20 protein-coding genes are annotated in these 20,472 nt (G+C 54.2%); 10 read left to right on the top strand and 10 right to left on the bottom strand.

The features are described 5' to 3' along the window. The first annotated feature begins 177 nt into the window (after positions 1-177). Positions 178-681, top strand: coding sequence for a MarR family winged helix-turn-helix transcriptional regulator (locus AACY98_RS10775; protein ID WP_339804917.1), 504 nt, complete (start codon positions 178-180; stop codon positions 679-681). A 155-nt stretch (positions 682-836) separates the two neighbouring features. Beyond that, complete coding sequence (gene cycA, locus AACY98_RS10780) at positions 837-2,255, top strand: D-serine/D-alanine/glycine transporter (protein ID WP_339804919.1); 1,419 nt, start codon at positions 837-839, stop codon at positions 2,253-2,255. 145 nt (positions 2,256-2,400) lie between these two features. Here the strand turns inward: cycA and AACY98_RS10785 are convergent, their stop codons facing one another. Continuing rightward, the gene (locus AACY98_RS10785; RefSeq protein ID WP_339804921.1) at positions 2,401-5,061 is read right to left on the bottom strand and encodes a DNA topoisomerase III; all 2,661 of its coding nucleotides are present in this window, start codon (positions 5,059-5,061) and stop codon (positions 2,401-2,403) included. A 329-nt stretch (positions 5,062-5,390) separates the two neighbouring features. Between AACY98_RS10785 and AACY98_RS10790 the strand changes: the two genes are divergently transcribed. The 3 genes from AACY98_RS10790 to AACY98_RS10800 are packed head-to-tail and all read left to right on the top strand — an operon-like array spanning position 5,391 to position 7,362. Further along, on the top strand, positions 5,391-5,819 hold the full coding sequence (locus tag AACY98_RS10790; RefSeq protein WP_339805216.1) for an SET domain-containing protein: 429 nt from the start codon (positions 5,391-5,393) through the stop codon (positions 5,817-5,819). A gap of 17 nt (positions 5,820-5,836) precedes the next feature. Beyond that, positions 5,837-6,628, top strand: coding sequence for a biotin--[acetyl-CoA-carboxylase] ligase (locus AACY98_RS10795; protein ID WP_339804923.1), 792 nt, complete (start codon positions 5,837-5,839; stop codon positions 6,626-6,628). After that, the gene (locus AACY98_RS10800; RefSeq protein WP_339804926.1) at positions 6,622-7,362 is read left to right on the top strand and encodes an SPOR domain-containing protein; all 741 of its coding nucleotides are present in this window, start codon (positions 6,622-6,624) and stop codon (positions 7,360-7,362) included. The genes AACY98_RS10795 and AACY98_RS10800 overlap by 7 nt, the downstream gene beginning before the upstream one ends. Positions 7,363-7,368: 6 nt before the next feature. Here the strand turns inward: AACY98_RS10800 and AACY98_RS10805 are convergent, their stop codons facing one another. Further along, on the bottom strand, positions 7,369-8,733 hold the full coding sequence (locus tag AACY98_RS10805; RefSeq protein ID WP_423817564.1) for an AmpG family muropeptide MFS transporter: 1,365 nt from the start codon (positions 8,731-8,733) through the stop codon (positions 7,369-7,371). A 208-nt stretch (positions 8,734-8,941) separates the two neighbouring features. Then, positions 8,942-9,532, bottom strand: coding sequence for a YiiX/YebB-like N1pC/P60 family cysteine hydrolase (locus AACY98_RS10810; RefSeq protein ID WP_339804930.1), 591 nt, complete (start codon positions 9,530-9,532; stop codon positions 8,942-8,944). Between the two features lie 151 nt (positions 9,533-9,683). On the opposite strand from AACY98_RS10810, the gene AACY98_RS10815 reads away from it, so the two are divergent. Both AACY98_RS10815 and AACY98_RS10820 read left to right on the top strand, forming a co-directional pair. Beyond that, positions 9,684-10,526: a M48 family metalloprotease gene (locus AACY98_RS10815; RefSeq protein WP_126980324.1), complete on the top strand. Its 843-nt coding sequence runs from the start codon at positions 9,684-9,686 to the stop codon at positions 10,524-10,526. 102 nt (positions 10,527-10,628) lie between these two features. Continuing rightward, the gene (locus AACY98_RS10820; protein ID WP_339804934.1) at positions 10,629-10,964 is read left to right on the top strand and encodes a barstar family protein; all 336 of its coding nucleotides are present in this window, start codon (positions 10,629-10,631) and stop codon (positions 10,962-10,964) included. 27 nt (positions 10,965-10,991) lie between these two features. Here AACY98_RS10820 and AACY98_RS10825 read toward each other — a convergent pair whose 3' ends face one another. Further along, positions 10,992-11,633 (bottom strand): MBL fold metallo-hydrolase, encoded by a 642-nt coding sequence (locus AACY98_RS10825; RefSeq protein WP_339804935.1) that lies wholly within the window; start codon positions 11,631-11,633, stop codon positions 10,992-10,994. A gap of 312 nt (positions 11,634-11,945) precedes the next feature. Here AACY98_RS10825 and AACY98_RS10830 point away from each other — a divergent pair, with 312 nt between their 5' ends. Continuing rightward, a complete protein-coding gene (locus tag AACY98_RS10830) occupies positions 11,946-13,166 on the top strand; it encodes a CynX/NimT family MFS transporter (protein WP_339804937.1) in 1,221 nt (406 codons plus the stop codon). A gap of 31 nt (positions 13,167-13,197) precedes the next feature. Here the strand turns inward: AACY98_RS10830 and AACY98_RS10835 are convergent, their stop codons facing one another. After that, a complete protein-coding gene (locus tag AACY98_RS10835) occupies positions 13,198-14,601 on the bottom strand; it encodes an MFS transporter (protein WP_339804939.1) in 1,404 nt (467 codons plus the stop codon). Positions 14,602-14,812: 211 nt separating this feature from the next. Here AACY98_RS10835 and AACY98_RS10840 point away from each other — a divergent pair, with 211 nt between their 5' ends. Next, a complete protein-coding gene (locus AACY98_RS10840) occupies positions 14,813-15,286 on the top strand; it encodes a glycine zipper 2TM domain-containing protein (protein WP_126980320.1) in 474 nt (157 codons plus the stop codon). Positions 15,287-15,408: 122 nt separating this feature from the next. On the opposite strand, the gene kdsA is transcribed toward AACY98_RS10840, so the two are convergent. From kdsA to AACY98_RS10855, 3 genes are all read right to left on the bottom strand, one after another. Further along, positions 15,409-16,254 (bottom strand): 3-deoxy-8-phosphooctulonate synthase, encoded by an 846-nt coding sequence (gene kdsA, locus AACY98_RS10845; RefSeq protein WP_339804942.1) that lies wholly within the window; start codon positions 16,252-16,254, stop codon positions 15,409-15,411. 143 nt (positions 16,255-16,397) lie between these two features. Next, complete coding sequence (locus tag AACY98_RS10850) at positions 16,398-16,661, bottom strand: BTH_I0359 family protein (RefSeq protein ID WP_162615321.1); 264 nt, start codon at positions 16,659-16,661, stop codon at positions 16,398-16,400. Positions 16,662-16,763: 102 nt separating this feature from the next. Then, positions 16,764-17,549, bottom strand: coding sequence for a DUF3108 domain-containing protein (locus AACY98_RS10855; protein WP_339804944.1), 786 nt, complete (start codon positions 17,547-17,549; stop codon positions 16,764-16,766). A 125-nt stretch (positions 17,550-17,674) separates the two neighbouring features. Here AACY98_RS10855 and AACY98_RS10860 point away from each other — a divergent pair, with 125 nt between their 5' ends. Continuing rightward, positions 17,675-18,682 (top strand): fumarylacetoacetate hydrolase family protein, encoded by a 1,008-nt coding sequence (locus tag AACY98_RS10860; protein ID WP_339804946.1) that lies wholly within the window; start codon positions 17,675-17,677, stop codon positions 18,680-18,682. 56 nt (positions 18,683-18,738) lie between these two features. Here the strand turns inward: AACY98_RS10860 and AACY98_RS10865 are convergent, their stop codons facing one another. Together AACY98_RS10865 and hisC are read right to left on the bottom strand one after the other, a co-directional pair. Continuing rightward, a complete protein-coding gene (locus AACY98_RS10865; protein WP_126980315.1) occupies positions 18,739-19,161 on the bottom strand; it encodes a universal stress protein in 423 nt (140 codons plus the stop codon). Between the two features lie 190 nt (positions 19,162-19,351). Then, positions 19,352-20,443, bottom strand: a complete 1,092-nt coding sequence (hisC, locus tag AACY98_RS10870; protein WP_339804949.1) for a histidinol-phosphate transaminase — start codon at positions 20,441-20,443, stop codon at positions 19,352-19,354. Between the last annotated feature and the right edge of the window lie 29 nt (positions 20,444-20,472).

The following is a 20,472-nucleotide window of genomic DNA, read 5'->3' on the forward strand; positions in this document are numbered from 1 at the left end:
TTCTTTCGCTAAATAGTTACCTGGTGATTCAATTTGCATTAACTGTATGCTTGAACAGTAGTTTAACAGCTTGTACTTTAAAGTAAATCAATTTTTTAGTCAGTTTACATGACCATTTACAAAGAAACTATTTTGATGTTTAATGAACCCAGCGTTCAACAACCAGGATGATTTTTCATGCCAATTGCCCACACATCCGCCTTGCATACACCTTATTGGCAGCAACCCCATTTGGGCCGTCTGCTTGGGTATGCCCTACAACGCTTTGACCAGCGGGTGATCTCGCTGATGGCGCGGGATATTGATGTGCCCCTGGCGCTGTCGAATCTGGCAGCTCGCGGGCAGGTCAGTGCCGCTCACATCCACATTACACGTCACCTGCCGCCCGAAGGCGCCCGGCTGAGCGAGCTGGCACAGCAGGCACATATGAGCAAACAGGCGATGAATGATCTGGTAGACCAGTGCGAAGCGTGGGGCATTGTGATACGCACCATGGACGCGCGAGACCGCAGGGCCAGAATGATTCAATACACTGAAAGCGGCCTGTTGTGGTTGCAAGCATTCACCCGTGCGGTCACGCAAGCAGAAGCCGAATTCAAAGAAGAGGTCGGCACTGAAATCGCCACCGTCATTCAGATTGGACTGGAGGCTTACGCCAGCGGGTTTGAACAGGCAGTGTAGCCAATGCAGTAGTCTGGTTTAACGCCAATTAAGTCTCACATATCGAGACCATTGCGTATGTTTCAGCCTGACATACCTTACCAATCACGATAAAAAGCCATCAGGGCCACCCGCAGGCATAGAATAGCTGCTTACATTTTCTTAGAGACACGGCCATGCCAGCACATAACGACAATAATTTTCACAGTGAAAGCACTCCTGCCAACAAACTTAAAAGAAACCTGAGCAACAGACACATCCAACTGATTGCGATCAGCGGCGCCATTGGTACCGGGCTTTTCATGGGGTCAGGCAAAACCATCAGCCTGGCAGGCCCATCCATCGTTTTTGTCTACATGATCATTGGATTTGTTCTGTTTTTTGTCATGCGGGCCATGGGTGAGTTGCTGCTGTCCAACCTACACTATCGGTCATTTACCGACTTTGCCTCTGACCTGCTTGGCCCCTGGGCCGGTTATTTCACCGGCTGGACATACTGGTTCTGCTGGATTGTCACCGGCACTGCTGACGTGATTGCCATTGCCGGTTATGCACAGTTCTGGTGGCCAGACCTTGCCGGCTGGATTCCCGCCATACTGACCATTCTGTTGCTGCTGTGCCTGAACCTGTTGTCGGTCAAGCTGTTTGGAGAAACCGAATTCTGGTTCTCCATGATCAAAATCATCACCATCTGCGCATTGATTCTGGTGGGGATCTTTCTGGTCGCAACAGCATTCACATCGCCGTCAGGCACACAGGCTGCCGTATCCAATATCTGGGCCCATGGCGGTATGTTTCCGAAAGGCGTCATGGGGTTCTTCGCCGGCTTCCAGATTGCTGTTTTCGCATTTGTGGGCATAGAACTGGTTGGCACCACAGCCGCCGAAACCAAAGACCCGGAAACCACACTGCCGCGGGCCATCAACTCGATTCCATTTCGCATCATTTTCTTTTACATATTTGCGCTGCTAGCCATCATGGCCGTGACACCATGGTCTAGCATCATTGCAGATAAAAGCCCGTTCGTTGAAATGTTCACACTCATTGGCCTGCCTGCTGCTGCCGGCGTCATCAATTTTGTTGTCATGACATCGGCCGCCTCGTCAGCCAACAGTGGTGTCTACTCAACCAGCCGCATGCTCTACAGCCTGGCAACATCCGGCGTTGCCCCCAAAGCATTCAGCCGCCTGTCAGCCCACGCTGTCCCGGCAGCCGGGCTGCTGTTCTCGTGCATTTGCCTCTTGTGTGGGGCCACACTGATTTTCATCATGCCCAACATCATGGCGGCCTTTACCGTTGTCACGACTGTATCGGCTACCTTGTTCATGTTTGTCTGGTCGATCATCCTGGTTTCCTATCTGGTATTCCGCCGTCAGCGGCCGGAAAAACACGCGGCATCTTTATTTAAAATGCCAGGCGGCATTCTGATGACCTGGGTCAGCCTGGCATTTTTTGCTTTTGTCATTGTGCTTTTAATGCTGGAAGCCGATACCCGCCAGGCCCTGCTGGTCACCCCCATCTGGTTCATTGTGCTTGGCTTCGGGTATTACCGGATTAAAAGGAAAATCACACACACTATTCAGCACCGCCCATAATAGATACGCTCGCTGACAAAAAAACAGCGCGAAATGCGCTGTTTTTGTATGTTACCCGGCAAAAATGAAATACCTTCGTCAAAACAAATTCCATGGCCGGTGGTTGGCAGCGATAAAACCCCTGCCTACAGCCCAGGCAGACCGCCTATGACGCACGCTTTTTAGCGGCCCGTTTGGCTGCCGGCTTTTTGGCAGCAACGGCTGTTTTTCCATCCTTTTCCACCGTTGTTTTTCGTGCTGCGGTTTTAGCGCCGGCTTTACCGCCTGCACGCGGCTCAAACTCAAACCCCACTTTGCCGGCTTTCGCGTCCCATGCCAGGTATGCCTTGAATTTACGCCGCGTTTTATTAGAGACAAACCCTTCCAGCAAATCCGTTTTGCCGGTTGCCAGCAATTTGGTCACCTGCTCCGGCGCTATCGGCTGCTGCAAAATGATCTGCCCGGTCTTGAAATCGCATGTCGGTTTCGGCTGCTTGACGGTGGATACCGCATTTTCACAGACATAATTGCTGCCCCACGGATAAACCCCGCCGCCGCATTTCGGACATGCGCCTAATGAATTGATACCGCTGAAATCGGCCAGCTCGGCAGATTCGCCATTGGCATTCTTATCATCGTTGCCAAAGTCAAACTCCAGCTTCCAGTTATTGATCTCATCGTCTCTGACCAGCTTCAGTTCGGCCGCAAAAGGCCAGCCGGCTTTAGAGCGGAACCCCTGCAACGGGCCGATATGCTTGTCACGCAAAAGCTGCTCGACCTCATCCAACTCAAAACTGCGCCCGCCCGGAATTTTGCTGATGGAAAATCCGCATCCTTCTGAATTGCCGTCCGCACCCGTACAGGTAAAACGGCGGTAGTTTTCTTTGACAACCCCGCCGCAATTCGGGCATGGTGTTTTCAAGGTGGCATAATTGCCCGGCACACTGTCCCGGTCATATTCTTTGGCCTTTTGCACGATGTGCTGCGTCATCTTGGCAATTTCGCTCATGAACGCTTCGCGGCTTAACTGCCCCTTTTCCATCTGCGCGAGCTTGTGCTCCCATTCACCGGTCAACTCCGGCTTAGAAAGCTCATCCACCCCCAGGCCGCGCAACAATGTCAGCAACTGAAACGCCTTGGCAGTAGGAATGAGTTCGCGCCCTTCGCGCAGCAGGTATTTTTCATTCAGCAGCCCTTCGATAATCGCCGCCCGGGTCGCCGGAGTTCCAAGCCCTTTTTCCTGCATGGCTGCGCGCAACTCCTCATCATCGACCGTTTTACCGGCCCCTTCCATGGCACCCAGCAAAGTCGCTTCAGAAAAACGTGCTGGCGGACGGGTCTGCAAGTCTTTCACTTCCACTTCTTCCGTCTGGACCTGCTCATTGGGCTGCACCGGCACCAGCGATTTCCCATTGCCGTCGCCTTTGTCATCATCCACATCGGCATCCTTGCCATAAATCGCCAGCCAGCCCGGACGCACCAGCACCTTGCCTTCAGATTTGAAACGGTGCTCCAGCACCTGCGTGATACGTGTCGTGATCAGATACTCTGCCGGCGGGAAAAACACCGCCATGAACCGCCTCACCACCAGGTCATACAGCTTGCGTTCGGCTTCGGAGAGCACGCCTGGCATCTGCTGGGTGGGAATGATGGCAAAGTGATCTGACACTTTGCTGTTGTCAAACACCCGTTTGCTTGGTTTGACATAATTTTTCGCCAATGCTTCCTGGGCAAACGGTGATAAATGAGACTGATGGCTTTCTGCAAGCACCTGCAGCGTTTTCTTGACAACGGCCAGATAATCCTCCGGCAGCGCCCGCGAATCCGTTCGGGGGTACGTCAGCGCTTTATGCTTTTCATACAAGGCTTGCGCCAGCGACAATGTTGTTTTAGCCGAAAAGCCAAACTTGCTGTTCGCCTCCCGCTGCAGCGATGTCAGGTCAAACAGCAGCGGACTTGATTTGGAAGCGGGTTTGCTTTCCTCTGTGACCGTCCCCTGCCGCCCCTGCACCGCCGCCGCAATGGCTTGGGCCTTCGATTTTTCCCACAGGCGATCGGCCTTGGCATGTTCATCAGTACCTTTTTTCCACGCCGGGTCGAACCATTTGCCTGCATAAGCACCCGCCTGGACACCAAACACGGCATGCACTTCCCAATAATCGCGTGCGACAAACTGCCGGATTTTCTCTTCCCGCTCAACCACAACCGCCAAGGTTGGCGTTTGCACCCGCCCGACAGTGGTTAAAAAGAACCCGCCGTCGCGGGAGTTGAATGCGGTCATGGCACGCGTGCCATTGATGCCGACCAGCCAGTCGGCCTCCGAACGGCTGCGTGCTGCCGCTGCCAAAGGCTGCATCTGTGCATCGTTGCGAAGGTGCTCAAAACCATCCCGGATGGCCTGCGGCGTCATACTTTGCAGCCACAGCCTTTGCACGGGTTGCTTTGCTTTGGCGTACTGCACGATCAGACGGAAAATCAGCTCCCCTTCCCGCCCCGCGTCACACGCATTGATCAGCCGCCCGATGTCTTTTCGCTTGATCAGTTTGACAATGGCATTCAGCCGGGTTTTGCTTTTAGCCACCGGCTCCAGTGCAAACTCAGGCGGAATGACCGGCAAATTGGCAAAGCTCCATTTGCCGCGCTTAACCTCATAAGCCTCAGGCGCCTTGATTTCGACCAGATGCCCCACGGCCGAAGTCACAACATACTGCTCGCCTTCATAATAATCATCTTTTTTGTCAAACTTGCCTGCTACCGATGTCAGTGCGCGCACAATATCCTGCGCCACCGAAGGCTTTTCAGCAATGACCAATGTTTTTTCACTCATGTCAAAAAAATTCCTGCGTATTGGAAATGCGCCCAGCCATTCATCCACCTGACCTGAAGGCACCCCCAAATAACCAATCCGTCCACTACAGCCCCAGTATCGGTTTTACACGGTACACTGTAGTTTTCCTCTCGCGCGCGCATACGCACACGCGCACGCATGTGCATATATTCAATTTACAGGTTTCTTATATCGTGGACAAACCCCCTGTTAAAAGCTCTGCAAAAGGCAAGTGTATTCCCCCCGCTCCTCAGGCCGAAGCCTCAAAACCGCACGGTGCACAACCGGCACCAGCCCCCAGGCAACGCCTTCGGGTACAAAATTCCAAAGTGCATGGCAAGGGCGTTTTTGCAACCCGGCCAATTGCCCGGGGGGAACGCGTCATAGAGTATAAGGGAGAAATCATCAGTGCACGGGAAGCTGAAAATCGCCACCCGCATGACCCGTTGCACCCTAACCATACTTTTTTCTTCCAGCGTGAGGACGGTAAAGTCATCGACGGCGGCGTTCACGGCAACTCTGCACGCTGGATCAACCATGCCTGCACCCCGAATTGCGAAACCCACGAAGAAAACGGGCGCATCTTCATTCATGCGCTGCGGCCTATTGAGCCCGGGGAAGAAATTACCTATGATTACGGCCTTGTGCTGGATATGCGTTACACACAAAAAGTCAAAGCCGAGTACGCCTGCCTGTGTGGCAGCCCGAAATGCCGCGGCACTTTACTGGCCCCTAAAGGGCGCTCCAAAACCAACTGATTCATTTGCACCACTCCATGAAATTCAACTGGCCCGCAGAAAGCATATGGGAGCAGATTCAGCCTGTCTGGCCTGACTTCACCATTGACATTGTCAGCCAGACCGACTCCACCAATACCCAGCTGCTGCAGCGCATCCGCAGTGGGCAGACTGCACCGGTCATGCTGGTGGCAGAAACCCAGACCGCCGGCCGTGGCCGCATGGGCAAGGCGTGGGCCTCCCAGGCAGGCGATACACTGATGTTTTCATTAACCACCCCTATCAACCCGGAACAGCACGGCCTGTCTCTGGTGCTGGGATGTGCGGTGATCAACGCATTGGATACGATCGGGCAAAAGCTCAAAATCAAATGGCCAAACGATATCTGGTATGCGCAACCCGACCCGAACACCGGGCAGAACCTGTGGCACAAGTTGGTTGGCATTCTCGTAGAAACCATTCTGTACGGCAGGCAACGTTATGCCGTTATTGGCATTGGCATCAACATCAACCCGCCGCCACAACAAAGCACATACCATACCCCGCCCGGATATCTGAAGCAGCTTGATCCGCGCTGGGATGCCCCTTCTGCGCTGGCATGTGTTGCGCCTCATGTGGCACAAGCCGTGTACAATTTCAACACCCATGGACTGGCCCCATGGCAAAAGAGCTTTGCACAAAAAGACCTGCTGGCGGGAAACCGGCTGTATACATCAAACGGTATACAGGGCACGGGGGCCGGTATTGATCTCCATGGCAATTTGTTGATAAAAACGGCTGACGGCCTCAAAACCATCAGCAGCGGCGAGGTAAGCGTACGTCCATGTTGAGATTTCTGATTCTGGTGGTTCTGGTTATCAATATCGCCTTTTACGGCTGGACGCAAGGCTGGTTTGGTGAAAAACCCGGCATGGAAAACCGTGAGCCGCAACGCATCACCAACCAGGTTCGCCCCGAAGCACTGCGCACGGCCCCCTCCTCTGCGCCCAATGCCAGCAACATCACGTTTCCGGCCTCAGCGCCTGCAGCCACCACACAAACGGCATCCGCTGCACCTGCACCGGCTCCCGCAACTGTAACCACACCGCCACGTACCGACCTGGTCTGCATTGAAACCGGCCCGTTGAGCGGCACACAATCCAGCCAGTTGCAACAACTGGTCAGCACCGCCCTGCCTGATGAAATGTGGGAAATGAGCGTACAGACCGAACCCAGCTCGTGGGCAGTGTATATCGGCCCGTTTGAATCTGAAGAGGAAGCACAGAATAAAAAAGCAGAGCTGGCCGGGCTCGGAGTCGTCTCTGAAATCATCCGCAACCGCCCCCAGTATCAGCCAGGGCTGACGCTGGGACTATTCAGGGAAAGAAGCAATGCTGACCGCTTGATGTCAACCATCCTCGAGAAAAATGTCACCGAAGCCCGCATTGTGCCCTGGACGCTTAACCCGATCGGGCAGTTGTTGCGCATTGCGCAGGCCACACCGGAACAACGCGTACAACTGGATCAGCTGGCCGCTCAGGCAACTGCCCCGGCATTCAGGCTGTGTGAAACACCCCATCCCTGAAGCACATCAATCCGGCGCTTTCTGAATCAGCACCGGTTTGCTTTGCTCGTGTACCCGGCTTGCCAGCCAAACCAGTGCCAGCACCGGCAGGCCCAGCAGTGCCGTGCAGACAAAGAATGTCGGGTACTGAAAGCGATCGACAAACACCCCCGAGAAGCCGCCAATAAATTTCGGAATCAACATCATCAATGATGAAAACAACGCATATTGCGTGGCCGAAAACTGGATACTGGTCAGGCTGGACAGGTAGCCGATAAACGCCGCCGATGCAATCCCGCCGCTCAGGTTATCCATTGAAATCACCGCCACCAGCGCAACCACCTTGCCTTTCACCGCCAGATGCAAGCCCCACAGGGTCAGGTTGATATCCAGCACCTGCAAGCCATCCCCATGCCACGCCAGCCATGCAAACAACAGATTGGTGGCCGCGCTGAGCGCTGCGCCCAACATTAAAATCCGAAAAACCCCTGCACGCATCACCATGACGCCACCAATAAAGGTACCCACCAGCGTCATGATCAGACCAAACACTTTGCTGACCGCCGCAATCTGTTCCTTGGTATACCCCATCTCGTTATAAAACGGGTTGCTCATCACGCCCATGACAATATCTGAAATGCGATAAACGGCAATCAGCGCCAGAATAATAACCGCCTGCCAGCGGTAGCGGCGCAGAAAATCGGCAAACGGCGCAACCACCACCGACATGACCCAATACGCCAGCCGCTCCAACATGGAGAGTCGATGCCCCAGCACATCCTGTGGTAATGGCGTTGCCACCACCCGCACTTTTTCCGGCGACAGCAATACCGTCAGCACACCCACCAGCACCGAAGCGGCCATCACCAGATAAGACACCTGCCATGCATAGGCGTCATACCCCGCAGCACCCTGCTGCACGCGGGCAGCAATCCACAATGCACCGGCCCCCGACCAGATCATCGCCAGACGGTATCCGGCCTGATAAGTCGCAGAAAGGGCTGCCTGCACCTTTTTTTCAGCCGACTCAATCCGATAGGCATCCAGTGCAATATCCTGCGTTGCCGATGAAAACGCCACCAGCAGCGCAAAACCAACCAATGTCCCAAGCCCCTGCTGCACATCGGTCAGCGCCATGCCCACCAGGCCCGCGATGATTCCTGCCTGCGCCAGCAGCAGCCAACTGCGCCGCCGCCCCAGCCACGAGGTCAGTAATGGGATGGGGAGTCTATCCACAAAAGGCGACCAGACCCATTTAAACCCATAAGCCAGCGCTACCCAGCTCAAGTATCCAATGCTTGCACGGGACACCCCGGCTTCCGATAAACGCAGAGTCAGCGTCCCCAGCACCAGCAGCAGCGGCAAACCGGCCGAAAACCCCAGAAACAGCATCCGTAAGGCTTCCGGACGCAGATACACGGACCAGACCTGCCACCACCCTTTTGTTTGCTGCTCACTCAAAATAACATCCTTGGTCCGTTGCAGGATCGCTCAAAATTCATACATTTTAAATTCAATAGAAACACCATGGCAGCCAGCACCTCAATTGCGCCGGTCTGCCAAGCGCACAACTTGTATCAATCAAACTAATGTGTTTAGCCTAGGGCCCGCTGTCGTATATGATTTTGCCCCAGTGGTACATCTGGGCAGGTTGAATCACCGGCGGTACCGGGTTGTCTGGCCGGCCCTCCCAAGCGGGTTTGTATGCGGCAACCACCAACTGGGTGCAGTAATACCTGTCGGGCATATTCAACCCGACCAGACCGGTAAAGTTATACCCCTTGCCGACCCACTCTCTGGCGCGTACCACCGCTTCAGCACTGTTTTTATCGGAAGCCCACATCGGCCGGATAATCAGCACCCGCTGCGACTTGGCCAAAAACTCCGCCAACGGTGTTGTATGTATACCAACCCCTTCGGCCTCAATCACCTCTCCGCGCTCCGCATCGTAAATCGCCGCATGAGACAAAGGCGCATTGGTCACAGTCGCAACAAAATTATCCGTATGATGCACCCCTCGGGTGACAAACCAGTCGCCATGCTGGGCCAGCCGGGTCACATCTTCCAGAATCTGCTCGGAAACCAGTGTCTGCGATGAGTCGGCAATCATCCGTGTCGCGCAGCTTCCGGCCCACAACGCACACGCCACAATCGCAATACCGATCAGCCACCGCTTGTAAGACCTCTTCACTCCGCGCTCCTCGTTGACCAAACACCCATCACCGACATTATTGATATACCTTTATCGGGTACGCATGTAACACCTTCAAGTAATCCTTGTGCTTCACACATTCTAAATTACAATAGCCCTCATTATTTGATTTTACAAGGAGAATTCGACTATGGAACAGTCCGTTGTCCAAAAAAGCCTGCTTCAATGCAAAAAATGGCTGATCACAGTCCCCTTGCTGGCCCTGGGCCTGGCCGGTTGCGGTTCTGCTTTAATGAGCGCCGTCGTTCCCGGTGCTGTCACCGCTGATGAGCTTGAACAGGCTGCAGACCTCCAGTACCAACAGCTTTTGACAGAAGCCAAAAAGCAAAATGCACTGGTTCCTGCCAACAACGCACAAAACAAGCGACTGCAAACTATTGCACAGCGACTGATCCCCTATACCTACAGCTTCAACCCGAAAGCTGAAAGCTGGAACTGGCAGGTCAGCCTGATCCGCAGCAAAGAGTTGAATGCATTCTGTATGCCTGGCGGCAAAATCGCTTTCTACACCGGTCTGATTGACTCCCTGAAACTGACCGATGACGAAATCGCCATTGTGATGGGCCATGAAATGGTGCACGCCCTGCGCGAGCATTCGCTCACTCAAATCAACAAAACCGCACTGACCAATACCGGTCTGTCTCTTGGCGCCAGTGCTGCCGGTGTTGATGGCAATGTGGCGTCAGACTATCTGGTCAACCTGGGCACACAACTGATGTCACTGCAGTTCAGCCGCTCCGATGAAAGCGAAGCTGACCGCATCGGACAGGAAATTGCCGCCCGTGCCGGCTACAACCCGCAAGCCGCTATCTCCCTGTGGGAGAAAATGGACCGTGCCGGTGGCAGCAACGATACGCCTACATTCCTGAGAACCCATCCTCAGAACAGCCAGCGCATCACTGACCTCAAGCTCAACCTGCCGAACGTCATGCCTCTGTACGAAGAAGCCCGTCGGCAAGGCGGAAGACGTTAATCCAGCATCACGCTGAAACGTCTGCAGGCAGGATGGCTGGTGTTACCGGCCCCCTGCCTGTTTTCATGATGGCGTTCAATTTTTCAAACCGGTCACATCAAAATGGCACAACTCAGACTCGTCACGCTTGACCTGCAAGCCCTGCAAACACTCAATGATTTGCTGGATGCTTTCGCGCTGGCTTTTGAATACGCTGAAGGTTACAGCGGGAAAAATCCCGATTCATGCATTGACATCCTCTCCGGACTGCGCTTTCCTGAACAAGGCATGACACGGGCACACCTGGCAGAAGATGAATCCATTCTTTTAAGAGCCATTCACATGGGAGAAGCCAGCAACACCATCAGGCAATGGCTATGCACCATTGTCGCTGCGGTCAACAGCCGCGCGGAGGAAATGGAGCAGGCCCCGTTGATCTATTTACTGCTGACAGAATAATTCCGGCCACGTTTTGTTGCGCGGCGCTCAGGTCCCGCCGACAAACGGGTTGGTCTGGCGTTCCTGCCCAAAAGAGCTCTCCGGGCCATGCCCCGAAATGAACACCGTGTCATCTCCCATCGGCCACAGGCGCTCAACGATACTGCTGATGAGCTGCTCATAATTGCCGCGCGGAAAATCCGTACGGCCAATAGATCCGGCAAACAGAACATCACCGACAAAGGCCCGCCGAATCTCTTTGGCATGAAACACCACATGCCCCGGCGTATGCCCCGGGCAATGCCTGACCTCCAGTGTTTCCTGGCCAATATGCACCTGATCCAGATCATGCAGCCAGCGCGCCGGAATAAACGGCTCGGCCTCTCTGAAAGCAGGCATGCTGATGGCCCGATCTTTCAGCTTCTCAATCCAGAACAGGTCTTCTTCCTGCGGGCCGTAAATCGGAATATCCAGTTCCCGCGACATCTTGGCCGCACCGGCAGCATGATCCACATGCCCATGCGTAATCCAGATCTGCTCCAGCCGCACACCAAGCTCCTGTGCAGCAGCTTCAATCTTGGGCAATTCACCACCCGGATCAATGACCGCGCCCGCCTGGGTCTGATCGCACCAGACAATCGAGCAGTTCTGAACAAAAGGGGTTACCGGGACAATGTGGTACTTCAACATGAAACGCTTATCTCCTTCTCTGCATCTCTCTCCATATGGGGACCATGCCAGACACAGCAACCAGGCCCCTGCCTTTTTATGCAGAATTTTCAGCATATGATACCTGAGTTACCTGCCTGACAGCTTGCCAGTTCCAGATAGCATCTGCACCTATACGACAATCCCGCTCTGCCAAGCAACCTCTATCCGGCTTGATGCACAATCACTATACTTTGTTGTGTTTCAATATTCTTCAATGACACGCATCATAGCAGGCACTGCCAGCCGTCTGCGGTCAATCCACAGGTGTTTGACAGCACCTGCGTCATTTTCATGAAACCCATTACTTGCGCCTATGTTGTGCTTCTGGCAGGCGTTTGCTCTGCTTTGCACATTGCCAAAATTGGCCCGGCACTGCCTGTCCTGCGGCTCGAATTCGGGCTGACGGACATGCAGGCTGGCCTTTTGCTGTCTATCGTGCAGCTCGCAGGCATGTTGTTGGGGCTGCTGATTGGTTCCATGGTTGAAGGCTGGGGGCTTAAACGCAGCATGGTAGCCGGGCTGGGGCTTCTGGCCTTCACCAGCCTGTTGGGCACATTCGCTGACAGCGCCACAACACTGCTGTTGCTGCGCGGCCTGGAAGGTGCGGGCTTTCTGCTGGTTGTAATGCCGGCCCCCGCCATGTTACGCCAGCTCACAACGCCAGGGGAACTGTCCAGAATGCTGGGCCTATGGGGTGCCTATATGCCATTTGGCACTGCAATTTCATTGCTGGCCGGAGCCATCGTCATCAGTTGGCTGAACTGGCGCCCGTGGTGGTTTTTACTCGGCCTGCTGACGCTGCTCATGGCTGGTGGCGCTTATCGTTTTCTGCCTGTCCCTGCGGCCAAAACATCCGCACCTAATACTGCCCCCCATATCTGGACATTGTTCAACGGACTCCAGACGCGGTTGGCCCTGACACTGAAATCCCCCGGCCCATGGTTAATCGCTGTCGCGTTTGGCATGTATTCGGGTCAATGGCTGGCTGTGGTCGGTTTCCTGCCTTCCATTTATGTGCAGGCCGGTATTCCTGCAGGACTGGTTGGCGTCATGACCGCTACGGTGGCCGCAGCCAATATCATCGGCAATGTCTGGGCCGGGCACCTGCTGGCCCGCGGCAGATCTGCCCCCAAACTGCTGGCCATCGGTTTTATCACCATGGGCATTTGCTCGGTGTTTGCTTTTGCCACGCTGAACCTGCACTTCAGCGGGCTGGCCTGGCTGAGGTTTGTTGCCGTCATCGTATTTTCAGCGCTGGGCGGACTGATTCCAGGCACCCTGTTTTCGCTGGCCATTGAACTGGCCCCTGATCGCAACACCATTTCCACCACGGTCGGCTGGATGCAGCAGATTTCATCGAGCGGCCAGTTTCTGCTCCCGCCAATGGTCGGCGCGCTGGCAGACGCCAACCATGGCAGTTGGCAATGGACCTGGGTCATTATGTGCGCCTGTTGCCTGGCCGGGCTGTGGGTGGCCTGGCGCTGCGCCAGGCTCGTTAGGTCCATCAAATAAAACGCTCGCGCACACTGGCTGACAGCACAGACTATGGTGCGCGCTGCACCCGAAAGCGAATGACATTCACCGCCACCGCAGCCAACGTACATGCGCAACCACACAGCAATGCAATCGTTGTGGTCTGCAACACTGGCAAAGCCAGCGCAAAAGCCACCAGCGCTGCACCCATGCTTTGGCTGAACACACGGGTGGTTGCCTGTACACCGCCGGCCGCGCCGCTGCGCTCCCTTGGCGCTGAAGACAGCATGGCTTTGTTGTTAGGCATCTGAAAAAATCCAAACCCCACGCCAACCAGCGTGATAAATACCGCCAGAACAGGCACCGGCGTATAGGCCGGCACACACGCCAGCCCGAGCATGGCAAACCCCATGACCGAAGCACCAATTCCCGCCAGCACAGAAGCCGAATAACGCTCAGCCAGCCGCGCGGCAACCAGCGCCATCATTCCCGAGCCAATCGGCCACACCCCCAGCAGATACCCGGCCTGCAACTGCGTCAGCCCGAAAAACAGCTGCAAATGGAACGGCAGCGCCACCAGTGCCACCATATAACCGGCAAATGAAAAAGCAGATGCCATCACCGCAAAAGCAAAAGGCTCGATGCGAAACAGATCCAGCGGCACCAGCGGCTGATCTTCGTGACGCACACGCCGCACCAGAATATAACCGCACACCAGTGCGACCGCCATACCGGCAACCGAACGCAACGAATGGGAGTAAATATGATCCACCGAAAACACAAACAAGCACAGCGTAAACGCACACAATACGGCGCTGACATAATCAAAAGGCTTGTGCTTACGTGGTGTCTGCGGCAGGAGACGTGTCACATACAGCGCAAACACGCACAGCGGAATATTCAGGAAAAACAACCAGTGCCAGTTGGCAATCGACAAAATCAGGGAACACACCAGCGGCCCCAGCATAGAAGAAACCGCCACAGTCATGGCATTGATGCCAATACCCCGCCCAAACAGATGCGAGGGGTAGGTGAAGCGTGTCAGCCCTCCCATCATGCTCATCATCGCAGCCGCCCCGACGCCCTGAATAACCTTGAACACGCACAACTGAACCAATGTGTCCGACAGCATGCAACCCAGCGATGCACACATGAAAACCGCCATGCCCAAACGGAAAACACGCTGCAAGCCGATACGCTCGCCCCAGGCGGCGCACGGCAACAGAAAGGCCAGAATCGAAAGATTGTATGCATTGACAATCCACACCGAAGCCGCGCCCGATACATTGAGCTCACGGGCAATCGTTGGCAGAGCCACATTCACCATGGTGGACTCCATCACCGACAGCATCAACCCCATCATGATGCCCAGTACCGCCCAGTGCCGTTGTGGTGCAGGCAGGCCATCAGGCACAGCAGGCTGCGCCGAACCTTCCGCTACCGCTTTTTCCGTATAGTCAATTGCCCCGTCCAATTCATTCCACCCTGCTGACAACAGTGGATACTTCCAGGCCTGTCACGCCGCCGCATGTTCCCACCGGAAAATAACCGTTATATACTTGGCTGAACACCTGTGCAAAGTTCGCCTTAAAATGAATGCATGCCCCTTGCTGTAATCCGGCAACAGGTACCGGGCTGGTAGGCTATGCTTGGCCCATGAAATCAAATACAAGAAAGGACTTCAAATGCGTATTCTATCCATGTTAACCACCACCATTGTAACGGTGTGCCTGGTTTTAGCCGGGTGCGCCTCCTCGCTGACAGGCGATGTTTACTCGCGGGATGAAGCCCGCAGATCGCAGACCGTGCGCACTGGCGTCATTACCGACATTAGAACCGTCACGGTTGAAGGCACTGACTCCGGTGTGGGCAAAATCGGCGGCGCCGTGATCGGCGGTGTGGCCGGCAGCACGATTGATGGCGGGCACGGCCGCTGGGCCATTTTAGGCGGTGTTCTTGGCGCACTGGGCGGCGGTCTGCTTGGCAGCACAGCGGAAGAACGCGTCACACGCACCCAGGCGCTGGAAATTACCGTTCGTGAAGACAGCGGCACAACCCGCGCTGTTGTGCAAGAACCCAGCAGCGGAGAAACATTCCAGGTTGGTGACCGCGTCAGAATTCTGACCACCGACCGGGGAGCAGCACGCGTATCGCACTGACCTTTGATCACACTTAAAACAACACCAAAGCAAACGGGGCCTGTCGGCCCCGTTTTTTACTGCATCCCCTGTCAGCGCTACTCACCAGCGCATACAGCATCAACACAAGCTGCACACATGGCTTAGCGAATATCCAGCTTGGGCAACGCTTTCACCAAATCGTCCACGGCTTTAACCTGCGCCAAAAAAGGCTCCAGCATGGCCAAAGGCAACGCACTCGGGCCGTCACAACGCGCATGGTCCGGGTCTTCATGCGCTTCCAGAAACAAACCGGCCAAACCGACCGCCATCGCGGCCCGCGCCAGCTCCAGAACCTGCCTGCGGCGGCCACCGGAAGCCGCCCCTTGCGGGTCGCGGTATTGCAGGCTGTGCGTCACATCAAAAATCACCGGGCAACCGGAAGAAACTTCCATCATCTGGCGAAACCCCAGCATATCCACCACCAGGTTGTCATAACCAAAACAACTGCCGCGCTCGCATAAAATCACCCGCTCATTACCGGCCTCACGGCATTTCTCGACAATGTATTTGATCTGCGGCGGACTCATGAACTGCGGTTTTTTCACATTCACAATCCGTCCGGTCTCGGCAATCGCCTGCACCAGATCGGTCTGCCGGGCCAGAAATGCCGGCACCTGCAAAATATCAACCACTTCGGCTACCTGGCTGGCCTGTGCCACTTCATGCACGTCCGTGATCACCGGCACACCGAATTCAGCCTTCACCCGTTCAAAAATCCGCAAGCCCTCCTGCAGGCCAACGCCCCGGTATGAATGCAAAGACGAACGGTTGGCTTTATCGAATGACGCCTTGAACACATAAGGAATTTTCAACTTGCCGGTCACATTCACATAGTGCTGTGCTGCCCGCAAAGTTGAATCCAGATCCTCCAGCACATTGATGCCGCCAAAAAGCACAAAAGGTAATGCATTGCCTACCTGAATACCGGGTGTGATCTGAACGTTCATGCTGGAATACCTTGCGCCACTATCGGGGTTGTTTGAAAACGCTTTATTTTAGAAGATTTAGGCACAGATACCCGCTATCGCCTAAAAAACAGTCGAAAGCACTACCCTACACAGGCAATGCTGATATAAATGGCAGGCAGAGGTTAATTTTGCACCACGCGGTGCATCAATTCGTCATAATTTTGCAGGTAGTCTTCCAGATCACCCTGCTCATCAGACTGCTCTGCAATCTGTTGTACCTCCCGCTGAAACTTTCTGGCCAGATCGCCTTCCAGATAAATTCCCTTGCCGGTCAGTTTATTGACAATTTCATAGCCGCCCCGCTGCACCTCCTGCGGCTGGTTCTGCTCAGTTAATGCCACGGCAATGACACTGAAATTCTCAGAGTTATAAAGCAACTGCATCATTGAACCGCTCCTTTGATTCATGTCCTTAGCATTAAATGCGGGAAATTTCATATTTTTCAAGCCCCCTTCATCAAGACCTGTTTCCGGTGCCATTCACGGCAATCAGGCGGCCACCTGTCTGATCTTCTGCAAGGAAACCCACAACTGCACCTCATCCTTCTTGTTAAACAGCATTTTCAGCGGCAGATAAAACAACTCGGGTGCCAGCCAGAATTCAACTTTGACATCGTTGTCCACCACGTTATCCGGCGGAATACGCCTGACCTGCCATGTTGTATAACGCCCAAGCCGGGTTTCAACCACCGGATGCCCCATCACCTCAAAGTCCCAGAACTTGACCTCTCCCATCCGGGCTACCGGGAATTTAAACCTGTGCCCGACCTGTGCTTTTTGCAGATCATTGGCCATCAGAAAAGTCATCTGCATCACCACGCTGGTCACATCCTGAATCCCGTCAGGCATGGCTTTCACCTCCCGGGGCTTCCAGCTAAACCGCACTTCCCTGGCGGCATGGTCAATCATCACCGTGCGGTCACGCCCAATGCGCTTTTCACGGTAACTCACAGGAATCAACCCCTGGGCTGGGTCAACCGTGCCACGGCTTGCGTATAAAAACGTCATCATCATGGCTGAAATGGTCAAATCCAGCTCATACAGCGAGCTGGCCCGGTCATATTTCCAGTCAATACGCCCTTCACCCGATACCGGGCGATTCCAGTAACCATCCATCTCATAGTCCAGAACCGCTCTGGACAACGGCATCCAGTGCGGTGCACCACTCTGTTGCGCCCATACCGGGCAGGCACCTCCCAACAACGGCAGGCACAGCCCTCCTAACAGGAAATCACGACGGGTTCCCCCCTTTTTGTACAATCCGTTATGTGGCATGTTTGCTCCCCCTGGCGCCATGTCATCTGGCAGTGCATCACCATTGTAGACAGATGTACACACTTGTTTGACTTCAGAGACATAATACACGTTCAACCGTTTTTTCAGCTTAACCCTATTTTTGTATGAAACTTGCAACCTATCAGGATGGTTCACGCGACGGTCAGCTTGTGGTCGTTTCACAAAACCTCAGTCAGGCGCATTATGCCAGCAACATTGCCACACGCATGCAGCAGTTGCTGGACGACTGGAACTTTGTCGCCCCGCAACTGGAGCAACTCTACCAGCAGCTCAACCATGGCAAGGCACCCCACGCTTTTGACTTTGACCCTGCCCGGTGCATGGCTCCGCTGCCGCGCCCGACAGATTATCTATTTGGCAATCTGTACGCACGTGTTCTGGATGAACAGGCCTGCCCCCAAATCATCGCGGCCAGCAGCAACAGCTTTGTTACACAAAATACCATCATCCCAGACCATGTATTGCAGCGCGATGCTGATTTTGGCGCCGGCCTGGCATGCATTACCGATGACATTGCATGCAACATACACACAGAAGCCGCCGCCGAGAGTGTGCGCCTGTTGATGCTGGCCACCCATATCGTGACAAACAGTGCATCCGCATCACTGCAACTGGCAGAAAATGCCGGTTTTCAGAACCAGCCCATGACGGTATTCAGCCCCGTGGTCATTACGCCGGATGAACTGCAAGACAACTGGCATCAGGGGAAAACACACCTGCGCCTGGACATATTCCTCAATAACCAGGTTATCGCCCGTTGTCCGACAGATGATGCGCTCGCATTCTCATTCGGTGAGCTGCTGTCCTGTGCCAGTCAGGCGCACCGCATTGCCGCAGGCACAATTCTGTGTACCGGACCGGTTCTGCACAGTGATAAAGCCAAAGGTTATACATCCATTGCACTCAAGCGCCACTGGGAGCAGCTCGACCATCAACAGGCATCTACCCCCTATCTGCAGCCTGGGGATACGCTGCGCATTGAGATCAAAGGCAAGGATGGTCTGCCGCTCTTTGGCACCATCTCATTGAAAGCCGCACAGCAACAAGCCGCCCTACCAGCGGACCTGCCGCCCCTGGCTGGCACCACGGACCACAAAACCATACCTCTTTAAACAAAAAAGCCTTTGCATGAACAGCAAAGGCTTTAATGAACAGAAACCGCCAAGTGTCAGCGAATCAGCAGCACCGGAATTTTGGTTTTTGACAGCATGGCATTGGCGACCGAGCCCAAAACCAAGTTACCCAGTGCGCCATGGCCGTGTGAGCCCATCACCACCAGACCGTAGCCGCCTTCAGTCGCCTCCTCAGGCAAAGCCTCACTGACATAACCGATCTTAAAACCACCACTGTGTTTGTAGCCCTTGTCCTGAAGCACTTTAAGGGCCGGCTGCAACACTTTATCCGCCGTTTCGCGGTAATAATCATCCACCGCCTCTTTGCCCAACATACCTGCAGCCTGTGGCAGCAGTGGCGTCACGACCGTCATCACCACAAATTCATGCTCTTTGTTGAAAGGAGCGGTAGCGGAGACCACATACTCCAGCATTTTCTGAGTGAACGGGCTTCCATCCACAGGTAATAAAATTTTCATGTTTGTGCTCCTTTTTTATGTGAGGTCTTTTGATTATTTTCTTTATTCTGATTATGCCGCAAGTCTCTCGAAATGCAACTGATGACAGGCAACCCCATAATTAAAAAATAACTACCGGACGAATAACGGCAGGCAATGGCAACCCTGCCAGACACAAGGGCGTGGAAAACCTCCAAAGTCAGCCGAAAAATCAGGCACTGAACTTCACAATATCACGGCATGCAGCCACCAAAGCATCGCACTCCTGCTGCGTACCAATCGAAATGCGTAAAAATTGATCAATACGAGGTGCTTTAAAGTGCCTGACCAGAATTTTGCGCTGCTTCAACTCTGCCGCCAACGCAGCCGCCTGAATTTTGGGATGTGAAGCAAAAATAAAATTGGTTGCCGAGGGCAACACCACAAACCCCAGTTGCTGTAAATCGCGGCGCAACTGATCCCGACTGGCAATTACCGCATTTTTACGCTGTTCAAAATATTCATTGTCCTGTATCGAAGCCAGCGCGGCCACTTGCGCCAGACAATCCACCGGATACGAGTTAAAACTGTTTTTCACCCGCTCCAGCGCCTCAATCAGCATACGGTCACCGACTGCATAACCAATACGCAACCCGGCCAGGGCACGCGATTTGGAAAATGTACGCACCACCAGCAGATTGGGGTATTTTTGCACCAGAGGAATAACCGATTCGCCACCATAATCAATGTAGGCCTCGTCCACCACCACCACGGACTGCGGATTGCCCTCAACCAGCCGTGTAATTTCACTGACAGGCAAAGCAATACCTGTAGGCGCATTCGGATTGACAATCACAATCCCGCCATTGGCACGACGCTCAGGGCGCAGAAAATCATCCACGTGGACTTCATAATCCTCTGTCACCGGAATCTTTTCATACTCAATCCCGAACAGACCGCAATAAACGGTGTAAAAGCTGTATGTCACATCCGGGAACAGTACCGGGTCCTTGTGTTTAAGCAGCCCCTGAAAAACATGGCCCAGCACCTCATCGGAACCATTCCCCAGAAATACCTGTTCCGGCAACACCTGATGGTAACGTGCCAGCTCGGCCCTGACCCCGGTGGATTCTGCATTAGGATACAGGCGCAACGCAGCCCCATCCGGGCCAATGGCCTTTAACAGCGCCTGCTGAACCAAAGGTGAAGGAGGATACGGATTCTCGTTGGTATTGAGCTTAATCACCTGTTCCCCCTGAGGCTGCTCCCCAGGCACATAAGGATTAAGCACCTTAACCGTATCACTCCAGAACTTGCTCGACATACTCTTAACTCACAATAGCCAAAGCTAAC

The organism is Saezia sanguinis (assembly GCF_963921665.1).
GTDB classification, from domain to species: domain Bacteria; phylum Pseudomonadota; class Gammaproteobacteria; order Burkholderiales; family Burkholderiaceae_C; genus Saezia; species Saezia sanguinis.

Excerpts from the sequence above, each read along its gene's own strand:
- AACY98_RS10775 (WP_339804917.1), top strand. The coding sequence starts at position 178 with ATGCCAATTGCCCACACATCCGCCTTGCATACACCTTATTGGCAGCAA.
- cycA (WP_339804919.1), top strand. The coding sequence starts at position 837 with ATGCCAGCACATAACGACAATAATTTTCACAGTGAAAGCACTCCTGCC.
- AACY98_RS10785 (WP_339804921.1), bottom strand. The coding sequence starts at position 5,061 with ATGAGTGAAAAAACATTGGTCATTGCTGAAAAGCCTTCGGTGGCGCAG.
- AACY98_RS10795 (WP_339804923.1), top strand. The coding sequence starts at position 5,837 with ATGAAATTCAACTGGCCCGCAGAAAGCATATGGGAGCAGATTCAGCCT.
- AACY98_RS10800 (WP_339804926.1), top strand. The coding sequence starts at position 6,622 with ATGTTGAGATTTCTGATTCTGGTGGTTCTGGTTATCAATATCGCCTTT.
- AACY98_RS10805 (WP_423817564.1), bottom strand. The coding sequence starts at position 8,733 with ATGCTGTTTCTGGGGTTTTCGGCCGGTTTGCCGCTGCTGCTGGTGCTG.
- AACY98_RS10815 (WP_126980324.1), top strand. The coding sequence starts at position 9,684 with ATGGAACAGTCCGTTGTCCAAAAAAGCCTGCTTCAATGCAAAAAATGG.
- AACY98_RS10820 (WP_339804934.1), top strand. The coding sequence starts at position 10,629 with ATGGCACAACTCAGACTCGTCACGCTTGACCTGCAAGCCCTGCAAACA.
- AACY98_RS10825 (WP_339804935.1), bottom strand. The coding sequence starts at position 11,633 with ATGTTGAAGTACCACATTGTCCCGGTAACCCCTTTTGTTCAGAACTGC.
- AACY98_RS10830 (WP_339804937.1), top strand. The coding sequence starts at position 11,946 with ATGAAACCCATTACTTGCGCCTATGTTGTGCTTCTGGCAGGCGTTTGC.
- AACY98_RS10840 (WP_126980320.1), top strand. The coding sequence starts at position 14,813 with ATGCGTATTCTATCCATGTTAACCACCACCATTGTAACGGTGTGCCTG.
- kdsA (WP_339804942.1), bottom strand. The coding sequence starts at position 16,254 with ATGAACGTTCAGATCACACCCGGTATTCAGGTAGGCAATGCATTACCT.
- AACY98_RS10850 (WP_162615321.1), bottom strand. The coding sequence starts at position 16,661 with ATGATGCAGTTGCTTTATAACTCTGAGAATTTCAGTGTCATTGCCGTG.
- AACY98_RS10855 (WP_339804944.1), bottom strand. The coding sequence starts at position 17,549 with ATGCCACATAACGGATTGTACAAAAAGGGGGGAACCCGTCGTGATTTC.
- AACY98_RS10860 (WP_339804946.1), top strand. The coding sequence starts at position 17,675 with ATGAAACTTGCAACCTATCAGGATGGTTCACGCGACGGTCAGCTTGTG.
- AACY98_RS10865 (WP_126980315.1), bottom strand. The coding sequence starts at position 19,161 with ATGAAAATTTTATTACCTGTGGATGGAAGCCCGTTCACTCAGAAAATG.
- hisC (WP_339804949.1), bottom strand. The coding sequence starts at position 20,443 with ATGTCGAGCAAGTTCTGGAGTGATACGGTTAAGGTGCTTAATCCTTAT.